Origin of the sequence: Serratia sp. CY44782, from assembly GCF_052168715.1 — a bacterium.
In the GTDB taxonomy this organism is placed as follows: Bacteria; Pseudomonadota; Gammaproteobacteria; order Enterobacterales; family Enterobacteriaceae; genus Serratia; species Serratia nevei.
Genome location: NZ_JBJNME010000001.1, coordinates 701,369 through 715,998 on the forward strand (window position 1 = coordinate 701,369; position 14,630 = coordinate 715,998).

22 protein-coding genes and 2 pseudogenes are annotated in these 14,630 nt (G+C 55.7%); 23 read left to right on the plus strand and 1 reads right to left on the minus strand.

Annotated elements, in window-relative coordinates:
• Positions 1-2: 2 nt before the first annotated feature.
• Positions 3-911 (plus strand): annotated as a pseudogene (locus ACJ8HT_RS03390) (ABC transporter permease); the annotation flags it as partial.
• A 208-nt stretch (positions 912-1,119) separates the two neighbouring features.
• On the opposite strand, the gene ACJ8HT_RS03395 reads toward ACJ8HT_RS03390, so the two are convergent.
• Positions 1,120-2,094: a helix-turn-helix domain-containing protein gene (locus tag ACJ8HT_RS03395; RefSeq protein WP_197652673.1), complete on the minus strand. Its 975-nt coding sequence runs from the start codon at positions 2,092-2,094 to the stop codon at positions 1,120-1,122.
• A gap of 166 nt (positions 2,095-2,260) precedes the next feature.
• Here ACJ8HT_RS03395 and ACJ8HT_RS03400 point away from each other — a divergent pair, with 166 nt between their 5' ends.
• The 22 genes and pseudogenes from ACJ8HT_RS03400 to ACJ8HT_RS03505 form a co-directional block, all read left to right on the plus strand.
• Positions 2,261-2,503, plus strand: a complete 243-nt coding sequence (locus ACJ8HT_RS03400; RefSeq protein WP_197652674.1) for a helix-turn-helix domain-containing protein — start codon at positions 2,261-2,263, stop codon at positions 2,501-2,503.
• Between the two features lie 2 nt (positions 2,504-2,505).
• Positions 2,506-4,539, plus strand: a complete 2,034-nt coding sequence (locus ACJ8HT_RS03405) for a Mu transposase C-terminal domain-containing protein (protein WP_197819160.1) — start codon at positions 2,506-2,508, stop codon at positions 4,537-4,539.
• A 15-nt stretch (positions 4,540-4,554) separates the two neighbouring features.
• The gene (locus ACJ8HT_RS03410; protein WP_060417817.1) at positions 4,555-5,451 is read left to right on the plus strand and encodes an AAA family ATPase; all 897 of its coding nucleotides are present in this window, start codon (positions 4,555-4,557) and stop codon (positions 5,449-5,451) included.
• A gap of 12 nt (positions 5,452-5,463) precedes the next feature.
• On the plus strand, positions 5,464-5,697 hold the full coding sequence (locus ACJ8HT_RS03415; RefSeq protein WP_197819158.1) for a hypothetical protein: 234 nt from the start codon (positions 5,464-5,466) through the stop codon (positions 5,695-5,697).
• Positions 5,698-5,736: 39 nt separating this feature from the next.
• The gene (locus ACJ8HT_RS03420; protein WP_197653631.1) at positions 5,737-5,946 is read left to right on the plus strand and encodes a hypothetical protein; all 210 of its coding nucleotides are present in this window, start codon (positions 5,737-5,739) and stop codon (positions 5,944-5,946) included.
• Positions 5,936-6,556: a DUF3164 family protein gene (locus ACJ8HT_RS03425; protein WP_350429835.1), complete on the plus strand. Its 621-nt coding sequence runs from the start codon at positions 5,936-5,938 to the stop codon at positions 6,554-6,556. The genes ACJ8HT_RS03420 and ACJ8HT_RS03425 overlap by 11 nt, the downstream gene beginning before the upstream one ends.
• A 1-nt stretch (position 6,557) precedes the next feature.
• On the plus strand, positions 6,558-6,755 hold the full coding sequence (locus ACJ8HT_RS03430) for a hypothetical protein (protein ID WP_197653608.1): 198 nt from the start codon (positions 6,558-6,560) through the stop codon (positions 6,753-6,755).
• A 467-nt stretch (positions 6,756-7,222) separates the two neighbouring features.
• A pseudogene (locus ACJ8HT_RS03435) lies at positions 7,223-7,360 on the plus strand (ead/Ea22-like family protein); the annotation flags it as partial.
• Between the two features lie 42 nt (positions 7,361-7,402).
• Positions 7,403-7,627, plus strand: a complete 225-nt coding sequence (locus ACJ8HT_RS03440) for a hypothetical protein (protein ID WP_060417812.1) — start codon at positions 7,403-7,405, stop codon at positions 7,625-7,627.
• Positions 7,624-8,244 (plus strand): hypothetical protein, encoded by a 621-nt coding sequence (locus ACJ8HT_RS03445; protein WP_350429834.1) that lies wholly within the window; start codon positions 7,624-7,626, stop codon positions 8,242-8,244. The genes ACJ8HT_RS03440 and ACJ8HT_RS03445 overlap by 4 nt, the downstream gene beginning before the upstream one ends.
• A 127-nt stretch (positions 8,245-8,371) precedes the next feature.
• Positions 8,372-8,998, plus strand: a complete 627-nt coding sequence (locus ACJ8HT_RS03450) for an HD family hydrolase (protein ID WP_350429861.1) — start codon at positions 8,372-8,374, stop codon at positions 8,996-8,998.
• Entirely contained in the window at positions 8,995-9,243 is a 249-nt protein-coding gene (locus ACJ8HT_RS03455) for a hypothetical protein (RefSeq protein ID WP_060417735.1), read from the plus strand. The genes ACJ8HT_RS03450 and ACJ8HT_RS03455 overlap by 4 nt, the downstream gene beginning before the upstream one ends.
• A 165-nt stretch (positions 9,244-9,408) precedes the next feature.
• Positions 9,409-9,831 (plus strand): gp16 family protein, encoded by a 423-nt coding sequence (locus ACJ8HT_RS03460; RefSeq protein WP_197819156.1) that lies wholly within the window; start codon positions 9,409-9,411, stop codon positions 9,829-9,831.
• A complete protein-coding gene (locus ACJ8HT_RS03465) occupies positions 9,828-10,277 on the plus strand; it encodes a Mor transcription activator family protein (protein WP_060423225.1) in 450 nt (149 codons plus the stop codon). Before ACJ8HT_RS03460 ends, ACJ8HT_RS03465 begins: the two co-directional genes overlap by 4 nt.
• Before the next feature lie 100 nt (positions 10,278-10,377).
• Positions 10,378-11,028 (plus strand): glycoside hydrolase family 19 protein, encoded by a 651-nt coding sequence (locus ACJ8HT_RS03470; RefSeq protein ID WP_350429833.1) that lies wholly within the window; start codon positions 10,378-10,380, stop codon positions 11,026-11,028.
• Positions 11,016-11,300: a hypothetical protein gene (locus ACJ8HT_RS03475; RefSeq protein WP_197653629.1), complete on the plus strand. Its 285-nt coding sequence runs from the start codon at positions 11,016-11,018 to the stop codon at positions 11,298-11,300. Before ACJ8HT_RS03470 ends, ACJ8HT_RS03475 begins: the two co-directional genes overlap by 13 nt.
• Complete coding sequence (locus tag ACJ8HT_RS03480) at positions 11,272-11,892, plus strand: hypothetical protein (protein ID WP_350429832.1); 621 nt, start codon at positions 11,272-11,274, stop codon at positions 11,890-11,892. The genes ACJ8HT_RS03475 and ACJ8HT_RS03480 overlap by 29 nt, the downstream gene beginning before the upstream one ends.
• On the plus strand, positions 11,889-12,137 hold the full coding sequence (locus tag ACJ8HT_RS03485) for a hypothetical protein (RefSeq protein ID WP_040175207.1): 249 nt from the start codon (positions 11,889-11,891) through the stop codon (positions 12,135-12,137). The genes ACJ8HT_RS03480 and ACJ8HT_RS03485 overlap by 4 nt, the downstream gene beginning before the upstream one ends.
• 2 nt (positions 12,138-12,139) lie before the next feature.
• Positions 12,140-12,367, plus strand: coding sequence for a hypothetical protein (locus ACJ8HT_RS03490; RefSeq protein WP_040175205.1), 228 nt, complete (start codon positions 12,140-12,142; stop codon positions 12,365-12,367).
• Entirely contained in the window at positions 12,367-12,870 is a 504-nt protein-coding gene (locus ACJ8HT_RS03495) for a DUF1804 family protein (protein ID WP_060417729.1), read from the plus strand. The genes ACJ8HT_RS03490 and ACJ8HT_RS03495 overlap by 1 nt, the downstream gene beginning before the upstream one ends.
• Positions 12,863-13,084 carry a hypothetical protein gene (locus tag ACJ8HT_RS03500; RefSeq protein WP_154640354.1) on the plus strand — a complete coding sequence of 74 codons (222 nt, stop codon included), beginning with the start codon at positions 12,863-12,865 and terminating at the stop codon, positions 13,082-13,084. The genes ACJ8HT_RS03495 and ACJ8HT_RS03500 overlap by 8 nt, the downstream gene beginning before the upstream one ends.
• A gap of 8 nt (positions 13,085-13,092) precedes the next feature.
• Positions 13,093-14,630, plus strand: a 1,538-nt coding sequence (locus ACJ8HT_RS03505; protein ID WP_442520124.1) for a hypothetical protein, incomplete at its 3' end; no start/stop codon positions are given.

Genomic DNA, 14,630 nt, shown 5'->3' on the forward strand with positions numbered 1-14,630 from the left:
CTATGTTGGCTACGTTGTTTTTCGGCCGCCGTCGCCGCTGGCGCCAGGCTCAGCTGCCAGCGCTGGCGCAACTGTCGCCGCCGCCCGCCGCGCAGGCCTGGCGACGGCTGCGCCGCCACCGGCCGGCGATGATCTCGCTGGCGTTGCTGGTGCTGTTGGCGTTGCTGTGCCTGATTGGGCCGTCGCTGTCGCCGTGGCGCGACGACGCCGGCGACGTGCTGAATATCAATCAGGCGCCGAGCGGCGCGCACTGGTTGGGCACCGACTTTCTCGGCCGCGATATCTGCACCCGGCTGCTGCTGGCGGGGCGGATATCGCTGACCATCGGCCTGGTGTCGATGTTGCTGTCGGTGACGCTGGGTTATGTGCTGGGGGCGCTTGCCGGTTATCTGGGCGGCGTGGCGGACAGGCTGATCATGCGCTTCGCCGATCTGCTGATGACCATTCCCGGCTTGCCGTTGTTGATCATCATGGGGGCGATGCTGACCGAGCTCGACGTCTCGCCGGATTACCGCATCTACATGGTGATGATCATGCTGAGCCTGCTGGGTTGGCCGTCGCTAGCGCGGCTGGTGCGCGGCCAGATCCTGTCGCTGCGCGAGCGGGATTTCATGCTGGCCACCGAGGTGCTGGGGCTCTCCACCCGGCGGCGTCTGTTCGGCCATCTGCTGCCCAACACCGTGCCGATTTTGGTGGTGGTGGCCACCATGGCGGTGGCCAACGCCATCCTCAGCGAATCGGCGTTGAGCTATCTCGGGCTGGGCGTGGTGCCGCCGACGCCGTCGTGGGGCAACATGATGGATGCCGCCAACAGCCTGATCGACTTTCAGCGCCGCCCCTGGCTGTGGATGCCGCCGGGGCTGGCGATCTTCGTCACCGTAGTGGCGATCAATATCTTGGGCGACGGCCTGTGGGGTGGTGATCGTTTCTGGACTGTTGGAGGGAACGAAAAATTCGCCCCGAAGCCTTGTGAATCGGGGGATGCGGTGAAATCTGGCTATTTCGGACTTTTGTAGAAAAATCGATAAAAAAAGGATATTTTTGCGCTATGTTTCGGACTATAAGCGAAGACGTTTAAAGAGTTTTTAAAAACGACAACACCTTCTATTTATCGTATGTTTATGCTTTCTTAGCCACCTGATTTACGCTTTGGTGATCAGGCTGAGAGAAGTTTTTATCCTCTTCAAAATTAAGCAAAATCTCTCTATCAAGACTATCGTTACCATTGAGAACCAGTTTGAAAATTTGTTTTGCGGTATCTCGGATTGGCATTGCGTCAATCAAGGTGAAAACATCATCACCTTTTAGATCGCCAATCATCTTGCCCCGCAAGCGATCATGCTTTTCGCTTTCAGTAAGCGTGAAAAATTTTTGGTTATGTTCATCAAGTAGTTGCAGAACAATCTCTATGCCTTTTCTTTTGAAAAGCCACCGCAAGTCATTCAATTCTTGGGCGCTTAATGCATCAAAAGATGCAAACAGATCGCTTACTAAATCTTCATGCCTGCTATTCCCAAGCAACTTGTTGTCCTCGTAGGGGCGAGCAACAACGTCCAATGATTCATCACCTGTGATAAGCCATTCAATATCAACACCTTCGGAGCCAGCTATTCTGTTCAGAAATTCGTATGTAGGCACCGTACCACGTTCAAGAAAATTGGTAAGAGTCGAAATACTCATACCCCAGGCTTTAGCTGCCGTTCTTCTACTTCTCTCCCCAATGAGGGTCTGAACACGCTCTTTTATCGCATTCGTAGCGTGAGGGCTGGTGATGGAACGATGACTGGCATCTTCTGCTGCTGCCATTGGAGGATTGCTTGCAGAGTCTTCTAACAGCGTGTTCTCTGATTGATTCAACAACTCACGTATCGTGATCCCTTCTGCGTCTGCAATGCGCTGTAGTATGTTTGTGCGAGGGATTGAACCTCGATAAAGATAATTATTAATGTTTGAGGCAGAAACTCCCCAAGCCTTCGAAACCTCTCTGATTGTACGTCCATTCATCAATGCCAGAAGTCTCGGTGACATGCTTTCTTTTTGACGCCCCTCAAAAGAAACTTTACTTTCTTTTCTGGTGCTCTCTTTCTTTTTCATCCAATCACCTGTTTTAAAAGGATTTAATCCTAAATTCGGAAGGTGTTATTCCACATATTCAAAAGAAAGCAAAAACCTTGACTTGCTTTCTTTTTGGATCAATACTTTCATCTGTACGGATAACCCGCAGGGATTATCCGCGTGGATAACTTTTCAGGGTAATCGAATGAACAAAAGAAATGAAGTTGAACCTGTCGATATGCACCGAATTGATATCGTTGCCGCTCTCCATAAACAAGGCACCACGATGCGTGAACTGTCCCGCGCTGCGGGCCTTTCCCCTGATACGCTCAAAAATGCGTTGTATCGCTCTTATCCGAAAGGCGAAAAAATTATTGCCAAGGCGCTGGATACTTCGCCGTCCGCCATCTGGCCCAGCCGTTATCCGCAACAGCAACAGGTGGCATGATTATGTTTCTTAGCGTGAATGAACTGATCGGCTTGCCGGGACTGCCTGGCACAGCGCAAGGCTTGCGCCTCGCACTGAAAAAACGGGCAGATAATTCACCTGATCTGGTGCGCAAGCGCCAGGGGAGTAAAGCTTTCGAGTACCACATCGACTGCTTGCCGGAAGCGGCGCGCGCGGCAGCGACCGAGCGGCATTACAAGTCTGTGCTGGAGCAATCCGGTTGTCAGACGACTGAACCGCCCGTTAAGCGTGCTGTTGCAATCAAACCGCGCCAGGAACTGGAGCTGATGCGCCAATGTCCTGCGCTGGTCGAGCGCGAGGTTTGCGGCCTGACTGACGACCAGAAAGCCATCGCGGATGCCCGTGCACTGCTAGCGTCTGAGGTGGAGCGGCTGCGCAATGCCGGCCTGTCCCGCCTCTCTGCTGTGAATTACATCGTGGGTGGTTCACGCGATGGCTCACTGCCAGAGAACTTGATGGCGGCGGCAGACCTGGCCAACGCACGCAAGGGTTCGCGGGTTGGCATTAGCCGCAGCAGCCTGCAGGAGTGGGTTTCCATTTTTCAGGCAACGCAGCCCGGTCTGGAGCGTCTGGCCATGCTGGCACCAGGGCAGAACAAGCGCAAAAAGCCCGAGGATGCATCATGGTTTTACGGCATGTTCTGGCCTCACTATGCCAACAGGAACGGCCCCAGCGTGCGCGAGGCTTACCGCTCTTTCCGTCGGGAATGGCACGAGGTCTACCACGCGGAGCCGGCCATGCGTAAAGCGATACCGTCTTACTACGCCGTTTTGCGCCGGGTTAACCAGCTGCCGCTGTGCTCTCGCGTCCAGGGACGTGTTTCCGGCTCGGCCAAGAAGGCTTACGAGGTGTATTCCAAGCGCGACTGGGCGCAGATGCCAGTCAATGGCATCTGGATCAGCGATGGTAAATCCATGGATATGAAGGTGGCCCATCCGATCCACGGGCGACCATTTACGCCCGAGCTGACCATGGTTATTGATGGCCGGACACGTTTTGTCGTCGGCTGGAGTTTATCGCTGTCAGAGAACGCGATGGGCGTTGCGGATGCATACCGCTTTGGTATGAAGCATTTCGGTAAGCCGTTATTTGTTTATTCGGATAATGGCGGCGGCCAGAAAAACAAAATGCTGGACGCCGATATTACCGGGATATTCCCGCGCTTGGGTATTGAACATATGACCGGTATACCGGGCAACCCGCAGGCACGCGGTATCATCGAACGCCTCAACGCCGTCATTCCGGAGCGTATCGCCAAACGGACGATGACCTATAACGGGCGATCGGTTGACCCGAACGCCACCAGGATACAGGGGAAAAATCTCATCAGCTTGTCGGATGCCCTGCGCAACGGCAACGAGCTGACCACCCAGCAGCAGCGGACGTTCCGCGACTTGCCATCGTGGCAATGGTTGATGGATGCCGTACAGGACGAGATTGATAACTACAACAATCACCATGAACACAGTGAGTTACCAAAGGTTGACGGCACTCATATGACACCGGCGGCCTATCGCGCCCTGGTGTTGCAGCAGGAAGGCGACGAAATCGAATACATCACCGAGGGCGAGCTGCGCGAGATGTTTATGCCAGAAGTTGAGCGCGTAGCACAGCGCGGATGGGTCAGTGTCGGGAATAACCAATACTTCTCCAAAGACCTTATCGAAGTCGATCGCCAGTCAGTGCGCGTGGGTATGGATATTCACGACCCGGAGGCAGTTATTATTCGCCAAATGGATGGCACCTATGTTTGCACGGCCATTTGGAATGGCAACTCTCATTCCCCTGTTCCTCAGTCTCGCGTTGAGCAGGCCAAAGAGAAACGCGCTAAACGCATGATTAAACGGGCTGGGAAGATTATTCAGGATGCCAACGACGAGCTGCGGCCAGTCTTGGAAGTTCAACGGAATGACTTTAGCAGTCTGTTTGTGGAGACCGCGCCGCGAGATAACAAACCGCTGTTCTTATTAGAAACAGAACGCGAAGAATATTTTAAGAAAACCAATTCCCGCTGAACTGGAGAATAAAACATGTCAAAAATAAGCGTACAGCTTGAAGAAATTATGAGCCGTAAGGGCTACACGCAATCCCATGTGGCGCGCGCCATTGGCCGCAGCCCGGCGGCGATCAGCACGTTCCTGAGTGGGAAATACAGCGGCGATATTAAAACCCTGGAATCCGAACTGTCCGGCTTTATTCAGCGTGAATCTGATAAAGACCGTCTGCACCATCTGAATATTGATTTCGTGCCGACTATTACCGCCAAAAGTGGCCTTGAGGTCATTCGCATGGCGCACCTGGAAAACGATATCAACGTGATCTACGGCGCGGCCGGTTTGGGCAAAACCATGATGTTGAAGGAGTACGCCCGCCGCTATCGTGATGCCATCTTGATTGAGGCCGACCCTGGCTATACCGCGTTGGTGCTCCTGCAGGAGCTGTGCGACCGCCTGGGCCTCAGCAAGCGCGGCACCATCCATGAGCTGAGCGAGAGCTGCATCACCGCACTGAGCGGCACAGGACGTGCTGTGCTTATCGATGAGGCCGAAAACCTGCCGTACCGTGCGCTGGAAGTCATCCGCCGCATTCATGACAAGGCCGGTGTAGGCGTCGTTCTGGCCGGTATGCCGCGCTTGATCCTCAACCTGAAAGGCAAGCGCGGTGAGTATGCACAGCTCTATAGCCGCGTTGGCTTTGCTCTTGACTTGCAGGAGAAACTGCCGCAGGCAGACCTGCAGCTTATCCTCACCAACATGGTCGAGGAAGCGAACAGCGATAGTGTTTTTTCCGCCTTTTACAGGGCATCAAAGGGTAATGCGCGCCGGTTGTTCAAATTGGCACGCGGCACCATCCGCGCCAGCGAAATTAACGCCACGCCGATTGATGAGGCAATGGTTGATAAAGTCGCCGGCATGTTAATTAGTTAATGAGGCATCAGCATGGAACAATTAACGGTAAACAATAAGAAGCTTGCGGCGAAGTTGAATTGTCTGGCGCGCGTGGGATTAAAGGTTGTTGAGTGCCATGTTAATTTTCGCCGCCCGGTTATTGAAGTTGAAGCACCACTGCAAGATTGGGTAAAGGGTGCCGTGGAAATCACGGAAACACGAAACGGAATTAAGCGCACTGTCAAAATGACGATATGGCATGGCGCACACATCATCTGGTGTTAGTTGCGTTTCATTTCGGACTAAAGCATTCAAGGGGAGCCAATGCAAATAATTATAACGATAGAGGAAAAGCCGGAAGGCATTGATGTCAATATTAAGGCCAATGACTTCTGCACGAAGAGAGAGGCTCAAGAAGCAGAACGAATTAGGGCAGCCATTGTTAGAGAGCTTTCTCAATCGGAAGGTTTTCAAATGAATGACTCCACGTTCAAAACATCAACAATTGTAAAAGGTAATAAAAATGTCCACTGAAAAAAATATCACTCCCGAAGGCTATATGAAAGACCGTAAGGGCCGCCTGGTGCCAATTGAGCAGGTATCGCCTTTTGATATCGAAATGGACGCCTTTGTTCGCGCCCAGGTCAAAGAGGCTGAGGAAGAGAGCCAGCGCATCAAGGACTTTAAAAATAAGTCCTTTGACAATTGTTATGCCTATCTCGATCTGGTGGCGGAGAAATACGGTCGTCAGCGCGGTGGCCTGAAAGGCAACGTTACTTTTCCCTCGTTCGACGGCAGTCAGCAAATCAGCATTGCCGTGCAGGACTCGCTGACGTTCGGGCCAGAGCTGCAGGTGGCCAAGGACATTATCGATGAATGCCTGAGCGAGTGGTCAGAGGGTGCCAACAAAAACCTGAAAGCCATCGTGAATGATGCGTTCGCCGTTGACCAGGAAGGCAAGCTCAACACCGGCCGCATCTTATCGCTGCGTCGCATCAAGATTGATGATCCACGCTGGATTAAAGCCATGGATTGTATTTCTGAATCTCTGCAGGTGGCGGTCAGTAAGACCTATATTCGTTTCCTGAAAAAGGACGAGACCGGTAAGATGAACAGCATCCCGATTAATATCGCGGCGGTGTGATATGGGTTCAAAAGCAAAGTTATTTAACCAGCAGCACAAAATAGGCAGCACGTTTATTTATCAGCCAAACCGGGCGCTACACGGTGGCCCGGTGGTCAGGATTGTGGAAGCAGCCCGAGACCTTAAATCGGCGACGGTTTTTGAAATCAATGTTGCACCGTATTTCGTCAATATTGAATCGCTAACGCCGACCGACTGAATTTAAACGTAAATAAATCAACTTTAATTATGGCGTAAACCCGCAGGGGCGCGCTTACGCCTAAATCATGAGGTTTGCATGATGGATAAGAAATCAATCGTGGATGCATGTGCAAAAGATATCTGGGAAACCCTATTTTGGGGGTGTGTGGTTTTTTGGGTTTTCCTTATCTCTGGCAGTGTTGGCATTTACTTTCTCTTTAAGGGATGAGCGAAATGAAACGGTTTACCCCAGATTGTTCAATGCATATGTCGCATGAAATGGCATTTATGCGAGAAACCCCTGACGGTGCATATATGGAGTATCAAGACCACCTCGCCGTAAAAACGCAGCGGGATAATTTTGCTGCACGGGTTACCGAGTTGGAATTGGTAATTCAAGGCTTGTCGCAAGCGGCTATTGATGGCGGTTGGACAGCTAAGGGAATCAGTGAATATGCCTCAAAACTTGAGAAGCAAGTAAAGACGCTGGAGGCCAGCGAAACACAATTGATCCATGAACGAGACGAGGCACAGGATGCTCTGGCTGATATGTATGAGGCGGCTACCGGTAGCCGCCCAGAATGGAGCAATTGGTTTGGATTTGGGGATGCGATTGAGGAAGTCGCAGCAATTGCAGCCGGGTGGCAACGCGGGGAGGATGAATAAATGGCTACTTTCCTTTCGGTTGCGGGCTGTCAGCACCTAGATGATGGCGCTAAGCGTATTTATCACCTGACCAATAAGGCCACGGTGATCGAGTATCCGCGTTTGCCTGTACGTTCTCGCTTTCAGTTCTATGACCCGCGCGGCAACAAGGTTCACACCAATGGCGAGCGTGTCGCGATGAAACAGGCTGTTGAACGCCATAAAAAACTCTGGAGGTTCGAATGAAAACTTTCGCCTATGCCTGGGCAAGCGGCCTGATTCAGTTCGGGAAGACTGTGCCAGAAGGCGCTTTGCCGATCATCTCCGGGCAAGAAGATGATGTGAAAAACATCCTCATCGCTATTTCCCGTCATTCACGCACCAACGATGATTTATTGGTGCCTGGCGTACCGGAGGCAGCCAACCAGCATCTGGCATTGGATGCCTTTATGAAATTTAGCGATTGGGCGCGCCGGGACTACGCACAATTGATGAAAAAAAGGGCCGGCAGTTCCGATGAGGAATATTCCATCGAGATCATCGGTCGCTTCACTAGCGGCACCTATGTTGCCCGATACCAGGGTAAACAGGCCAGCAACACCGCCAGCGCAAAAGGCGCTGTCCATCGGCTGGCGGGCAAGATTTTTGGCCCCCTGCAACGGGTGACAGTCACGCGGATCAGCGCCGGCCGGGAACATGCGGCCGGCACCTTTCGGGTCACGGTCGATGAAACCCAAAAATGCCGCCGTTGTGGCTGCACCTGGCGCAATGCGTGCGCCGGGGGGTGCCACTGGGTCAGCCCTGATTTGTGCAGCGCGTGTGTCGATTCAACGGATTCCCCGGAGGTGACCAATGAGCAATGAAACTCTGAACATTCGCCAGCAGTTCGCCAGCGCAGCTATGCAGGCGCTGGTGATTAGCGGCCTGAATACCGGAGCCTGGGCCGATTATGCCGATATGGCCAAATCAGCCTACAACATGGCCGATGCCATGCTGGATGCCGATCTGCTGACGAACTGCGTCGAGATCAAGCTGCAATCGGCCAAAGACCCGTATATCCGCACTCACAGCGGCCACCATTTTTATTATCAGGCCATCAGCCAGGATGCGATTGAGATCGACGACATCGCGCAAGCGCTGTCGAACATCTGCCGCTTTGCCGGTCATTTGGATGATTTCTACAGCGTGGCGCAGCATTCCGTTCTGGTCAGTCACCTGGTGCCGCCGGAATTGGCGCTGGAGGCTCTGCTGCACGATGCCTCAGAAGCCTACTGCCAGGATATCCCGGCACCGCTCAAGGCACTGCTGCCGGACTACCGCGACATAGAGGCATCGGTCGATAACGCCATCCGCTCTTTGTTTGGGCTGCCGATGGAGCATAGCCCCGAGGTCAAGCACGCGGATCTGGTCATGCTGGCGACCGAACGGCGCGACCTGGGCATTGATGATGGCGACAAGTGGGACATTTTGGACGGCATCGCGCCGACTGATGAGCTTGCCATCCATCCTCTTAACCCACGCCAGGCACGCCAATTGTTCATTGCCCGATTTAATGAGCTGTGGCGCATCCGGGTTGAGCAACGCCGGCAAGAGATATTTGGGGATACAACACCATGAAAAATGTCCTGCGCAAAACCAGCGCCAAAGACTTTAACCGGCGTTTTCCGGTGGGTTCGCGGTTTCGCTACTACCCCGTTGTCGGCGTGCCTGACTGCGAAGAAGTGGTGACGCGCTCGGTGGCCTGGCACCTGCAGAACGGTAAGACCGTGGTGCGGGTCGAGGGCAAGATTGGCGGCGTTTCCGTCTATCGTCTGGAACCTCTGGAGGCCTTCCATGAAGTACCCCAAGGGCAGCGTGGTTAAGTTGCCGCCCCGGCCAGGCCGGGGCGTTGTTCTCAACGTGTTCCCAATGCCGGATGAGCGATTTCGTTACGGCGTGCAGTGGGACAGCGGCTCTTACCAGGTCTACGACGAGAAAGAGATCCAGTGGGCGACGGTTGACCGCCCCCAAGTGTACGGGAGTTTGGTATGACACCTAACGCGAAAGGCCTCATCGGGGCCATCAAGGCCGGCCAGGCGTTCCTGGGGATGGATGACGATACCTATCGTCAGATGATTGCCAGGGTCACCGACGGTAAAACCTCCTGCCGGCAGTGCTCGCTGGACGAGCTGCAACGCGTCCGGGAATACCTGCATCAGCAGGGGTTCCCCCGCAAAACCGCCCGGCACGGACGCCGGCCGAAGGTTGCCCGCTCACGCGAAGCCATTCTGGCCAAGATTGAGGCGCTGCTGGCCGAGGCCAAGCGCCCCTGGAACTATGCCGAGGGGCTGGCGGCGCACATGTACCAGCAGCATGTGCTGGAGTGGCTGACCGTCGAGCAGCTGTCTTCGGTGATGAAGGCGCTGATCATCGACGCCAAACGCCGCAAAAACAGGAGTAAGCAATCATGAAATTTAACGAGATCAAGCCCGATTTAAGCCAGGTTGAAGCGCTGTTGCCGTCGGTGGTCATTGAGCTGATCTCACTGATTGGCTACGCCAAGACCGAGGAAATGATAAGCCATCTGGGCGGCATCACCTTCAAGGTCGGCAAATCCGTGCGTAAAAAGGGCAACCGGCGCGGCGAGCTGCTGGTCGAGCTGCTTGGCAAGGAGACGGCCGCTATCATCGAAAAGCATTTTGGCAGCGAGCCGGTGTATATTCCGCGCTGTGACAGCGCGTTGCGTGAGTGGCGTAACCGCCGTTTCATTGACGAACACAACGCCCTGGTGGCTGCCGGTGAAAGCTCCCGTTTTGCGCGGATTACGCTTTGCCCCAAATACGGCGTGACCGACCGCTGGGCGCAAAAGCTGCTGGCTGAGCGACAGGTATCGTCACAGCAATTAGATCTGTTATAGTAAATTTGCCTGATATCAAAGGGTGACGAACACCGTCCCCGCTTTGAAAAACTCCGTTTTAATCATACTGGCACCATCTTTCACCGGATGGTGCTTTTTTATGATTACCCCCGAACAGTTACGCCGTGCAGCCAGGTTAACCCCCGCCAATGTGTCACGCTGGCACGCGCCTATCACGTCAGCGATGGCTGAATTTGGCATTGATACCCCCAAACGCCAGGCGGCGTTTCTGGCGCAGGTTGGCCATGAGAGCAACAGTTTCACTTCGCTGTCCGAAAGCCTCTACTACACCGACGCCCGCCGTATTGCGACCCTCTTTCGTACCGGCTTTGATCTCGATGGCGACGGCGTGGTTGACCCGGACGAAATCGAGTTTGCGCGCGGCTACGTTCGCCGCCCGGAGAAGCTGGCCAACCGTGCCTACGCCAACCGGGGCGGCAATGGCCCGGAGTCATCCGGGGACGGCTGGCGTTATCGTGGCCGTGGGCTGATTCAAACCACCTTCAAGAACAATTACCGAGCCGCCGGCAATGCCCTGGGGCTTGATCTGCTCGGCAGTCCTGACTTGCTGCTGCAGCCACTGCCGGCGGCGCGTTCTGCCGCGTTCTTCTGGTGGTCGAACAATCTCAACAGCTACGCCGACAGCGGTGATTTCAAGGGGCTGACGCGCCGGATCAACAGCGGGATGTTGGGGATGGATGACCGCCTGGCTCGCCTGAAAGATGCCGAGGCCACCTTATGTCCGCGTTGATAAGCACGCTGTTGCGCCGCCTGGGCGAACTCATCACCAATCCGGCCACCGGCCGCTTGTCCACCTCGGACACTATGGTGTTGGGCGCGTTCCTGGTGGCGTCGTTCGTGATTGTCTGGGTTACGGTGACCGGTCACTTGGAAGAGTGGCACCTGGCCGCCTACCTGGGCGCGTTCGTTTTCCAGTCTCAGGCGTCGAAATTCGCCGCCATCAAGCGAGACCAAGCCAAGCTGGAGGTGGGCGATGCCGTTAACCCTCAGACTGGTGCTTAGTCACCTGCAAACCCATTTCCTTTCCTATCTGCTGGCGCTCGGCGTCGGCGTTGGTGCGTATTACCTGGGCCAATCCGCCGGCCGCGCTCAACTGCAGGGCGACCTGACGAAAGCCCATAACACCATCCGGCAGTTGGCTGCGGATAAGTCTGCGCTGAATGAAGCGCTGCGCCAGCAGGCCGAGCAGCACACCCTGGCCATGGCTAAAGCGCTGCGCGATCTGCAGGCGGCGCAGCAGCTCGGCGACGCGCTCTCTCGCGAACTGCAGCAGAGCCAATCTCACCTGCAGGCAACGAAAGACAAACTCAAGAAGGCGATTGACGATGCGGTTAAAAACGATGTGGGTTTTACCGGCATTGGCCCTCGCGGGCTGTGCCTCTACAACGCCGCCCTCGGCTATGCCGATTGTGGTCAACACTTGCCCAACACCGCCGGCGGCCTTACTGGCCATTCCGCCAAAGCCCCCAGCAGCGCAGGCGGACTCTCCGCCGGTGGTCTCATCCGGCACAGCGCCGACTATGGAGCCTGGTGTCAGTCCTTAGAGGCTCAGCTGCAGCAACTTAATCAATGGTACGCCGGGAGGGAACAATGACCCTTGAAATGGCGTTTAACATCGCAATGGGCCTGTTGATGGGCCTGTTCGGTGGTCTTTTTAAACATCTGTTTGCCGAGCTGAAAGACCTGCGTAATGGCCTCCAGGCCATCCGCACGGAATACCAGCGCCGGGACGATGCACAGCGAAACAATGACCAGTTACTGGACTTGTTGAAGGATGTAAAACGCAGCGTCGAACACATCGACCAGAAACTAGACCGCAAAGCGGATAAAAGGAGCTAATCATGGGCCGACGCGCATCGCGCTACCGCCGGGGGCCGGCAACGTCTGCCGAAATGGCGTTGCTGTCTGAAATCAATCAGCGCCTGGCGCGAATGGAGAGCAGCCTGGATGACGTGAAATCCTCGGCCATCCGCCAAGGTGCTATCGCCGGCGCGATCACCGGCAGTGTCAGCGGCGGTCTCGTGTACACCACGATTATGTTGATCAAGGCAAAACTGGGGGTTGGCTGATGGCATACCCGCCAGAGACGCGCGACCGGTTACGCCGGGCCTATGTATTCGACGGCCTCTCACTGGAGGTGGCGGCCGTGCAGTGCGGTGTCTCTTACGGGACGGCGCAACGCTGGAAGAACGACAGCAAGGCCGGCGGCGACGATTGGGAGACGCTGCGCGGCGCGCGTATGCTCGCCGGCGGCGGCCTGGAAGAGTTGACCCTGGCCATGTTCACCGGCCTGGTGGTGCAGTTCAAAACCACCATGGACAAGTTGGCCTATGACGATGTGGACATTAAGCCGGAAGACCGCGTGAAGCTGCTAGCCAGCCTGTCGGATGCCTTCAACAAGGCTGTCGCCAGCAGCAAGCGCGCCATGCCGGAGGTGTCCCGCCTGGCCATCGCGCTGGAGGTGATCCAACTGCTGGCCGCGTACATCAAAGACAATCACCCCCAGCAATTGCAGCCGTTCGGCGACCTGCTGGAGGGGTTCGGCAAAGAGATAGAGAGGATTTATGGCTAGGATGATCCGCCTGGCAAGCGACCATTACGTTGCCTACAGCGCAATTGACGACATGCACATTGACAGTAATCGCCAGGTCAAAGTGCTGTTGAGTGACGGGCGCATTGCATTGGCTGAACAGAGTCACGGACAGACCGCCTGGGCGCGCCTGGCGCAGTTGGTGGATGAGGTGAATATCGCCAGCGCGAGTGATGCGCCTGGCTCACTGCAGTAAGGGCCACGATGAGCAAATTAAGCAGCAGGGATTTTCTCAAAGAGCTGGCGATGCTCAAGCATGTGCTGCGTGCCGATATCCAGGCGCACAGCACCGGGCTTGACACCTCGCCGGAGGCCATCAACGCCCGCCGGCGCAGGGTACTGTCTGGCGACTTCACGTTTTTTGCCTATACCTATTTCCCGCATCACATCCGGGGCGAGCAATCCCTGTTCCATGCGCATTTTTGCACGCGCTTTCCGCAGCTGCTGACGCGCCCCGGCGGCGCAGTCGAATGGTGGATTGCTCCGCGTGGTGAAGCCAAATCCTCGCTGCTGACCAAAATCGGCCCGGTCTGGTGCGCCGTTCAGGGGTTGCATCAGCATGACGACGTTCGCGCGGCGCTCGGCCTCACCGACGAACGGCCAGCCTTCATCGACTACATCATCTTGCTCGGTGCGGAGACCAAACTGCCGACCAAGCTGCTGGAGGTGGTCAAAACCGAACTGACCATGAACGCGGCGCTGATGCTGGATTTCCCGGAGGTCTGCGGCCGCAGCGGACAATGGAAGATTGGCGAGTTCACCACCCGCACCGGGGTGAAGGTCGAGGCGTTCGGTGCCGAGCAGGCTATCCGTGGTACGTTCCACGGGGCCAGCCGCCCCAAATTGCTGCTGGGCGATGACCTGATAACAGATGCCGAGGCCAAATCCCCGACCGAGCGCGAAAACCGCTGGAACTGGATTTCAAAGGCGATCGAATACCTGGGGCCGCCGGACGGCTCGGTAAAATACCTGGGCGTCGGCACCGTGCTGAACAAAGACGACCCTATCAGCCGAGCCAAACGCACCATTGGCCATGTGGTTCACCACTTCCGCGCCATCGTGACGCTGCCCACGCACATGGATTTGTGGGAGCAGTGCCAGGAGAAGATGCTCAACGACGACAAGCGCGCCGAGGAACAGGCGGCCGAGCTGGGCCTCGACCTTCCCCAGGACAAGCTGCCGTCGTACAAGTTCTACCTGGCGCACCAGGTGCAGATGGATGATGGCGCGGTCACCAGTTGGCCGGCGGTGCGTACCCTCTACTGGTTGATGCGTCAGCGCGCCAAGAACAGCAAGGCATTTGCCACCGAAATGCAGGGCGACCCGCGCACGGACGAAGACCGCACGTTTATAAACATCCAGTTTTTTACCCAGCGCTGGCGCGACTGGCTGATTTTCGGTGCCTGTGATCCCTCTATGGGCCAGGGTGAGACCAGCGACCCCTCGGCAATTCTTGTGGGTGGCTGGGACAAGCAGCGCAGCCGGCTGCATGTGATGGAGGCGGAGATCAAGCGACGTGTACCGTCCAAACTGGAAGCCGACCTGATAGCGATGCAGCGGCAATTCAGGTGCCTGGCCATCGGCTTTGAGAACAACAACGCCTACGAGCACTCGCGCTCGACCTTCATCAAAAATGCGCTGCGCCAGAGCGTGGCGCTGCCGCTCGTGGGTGTGACGGCCAAAGTGCCGCTGGAAGTGCGCGTCGAAGGGCTGGAGCCGTATATCAACGACCAGCTCAACCC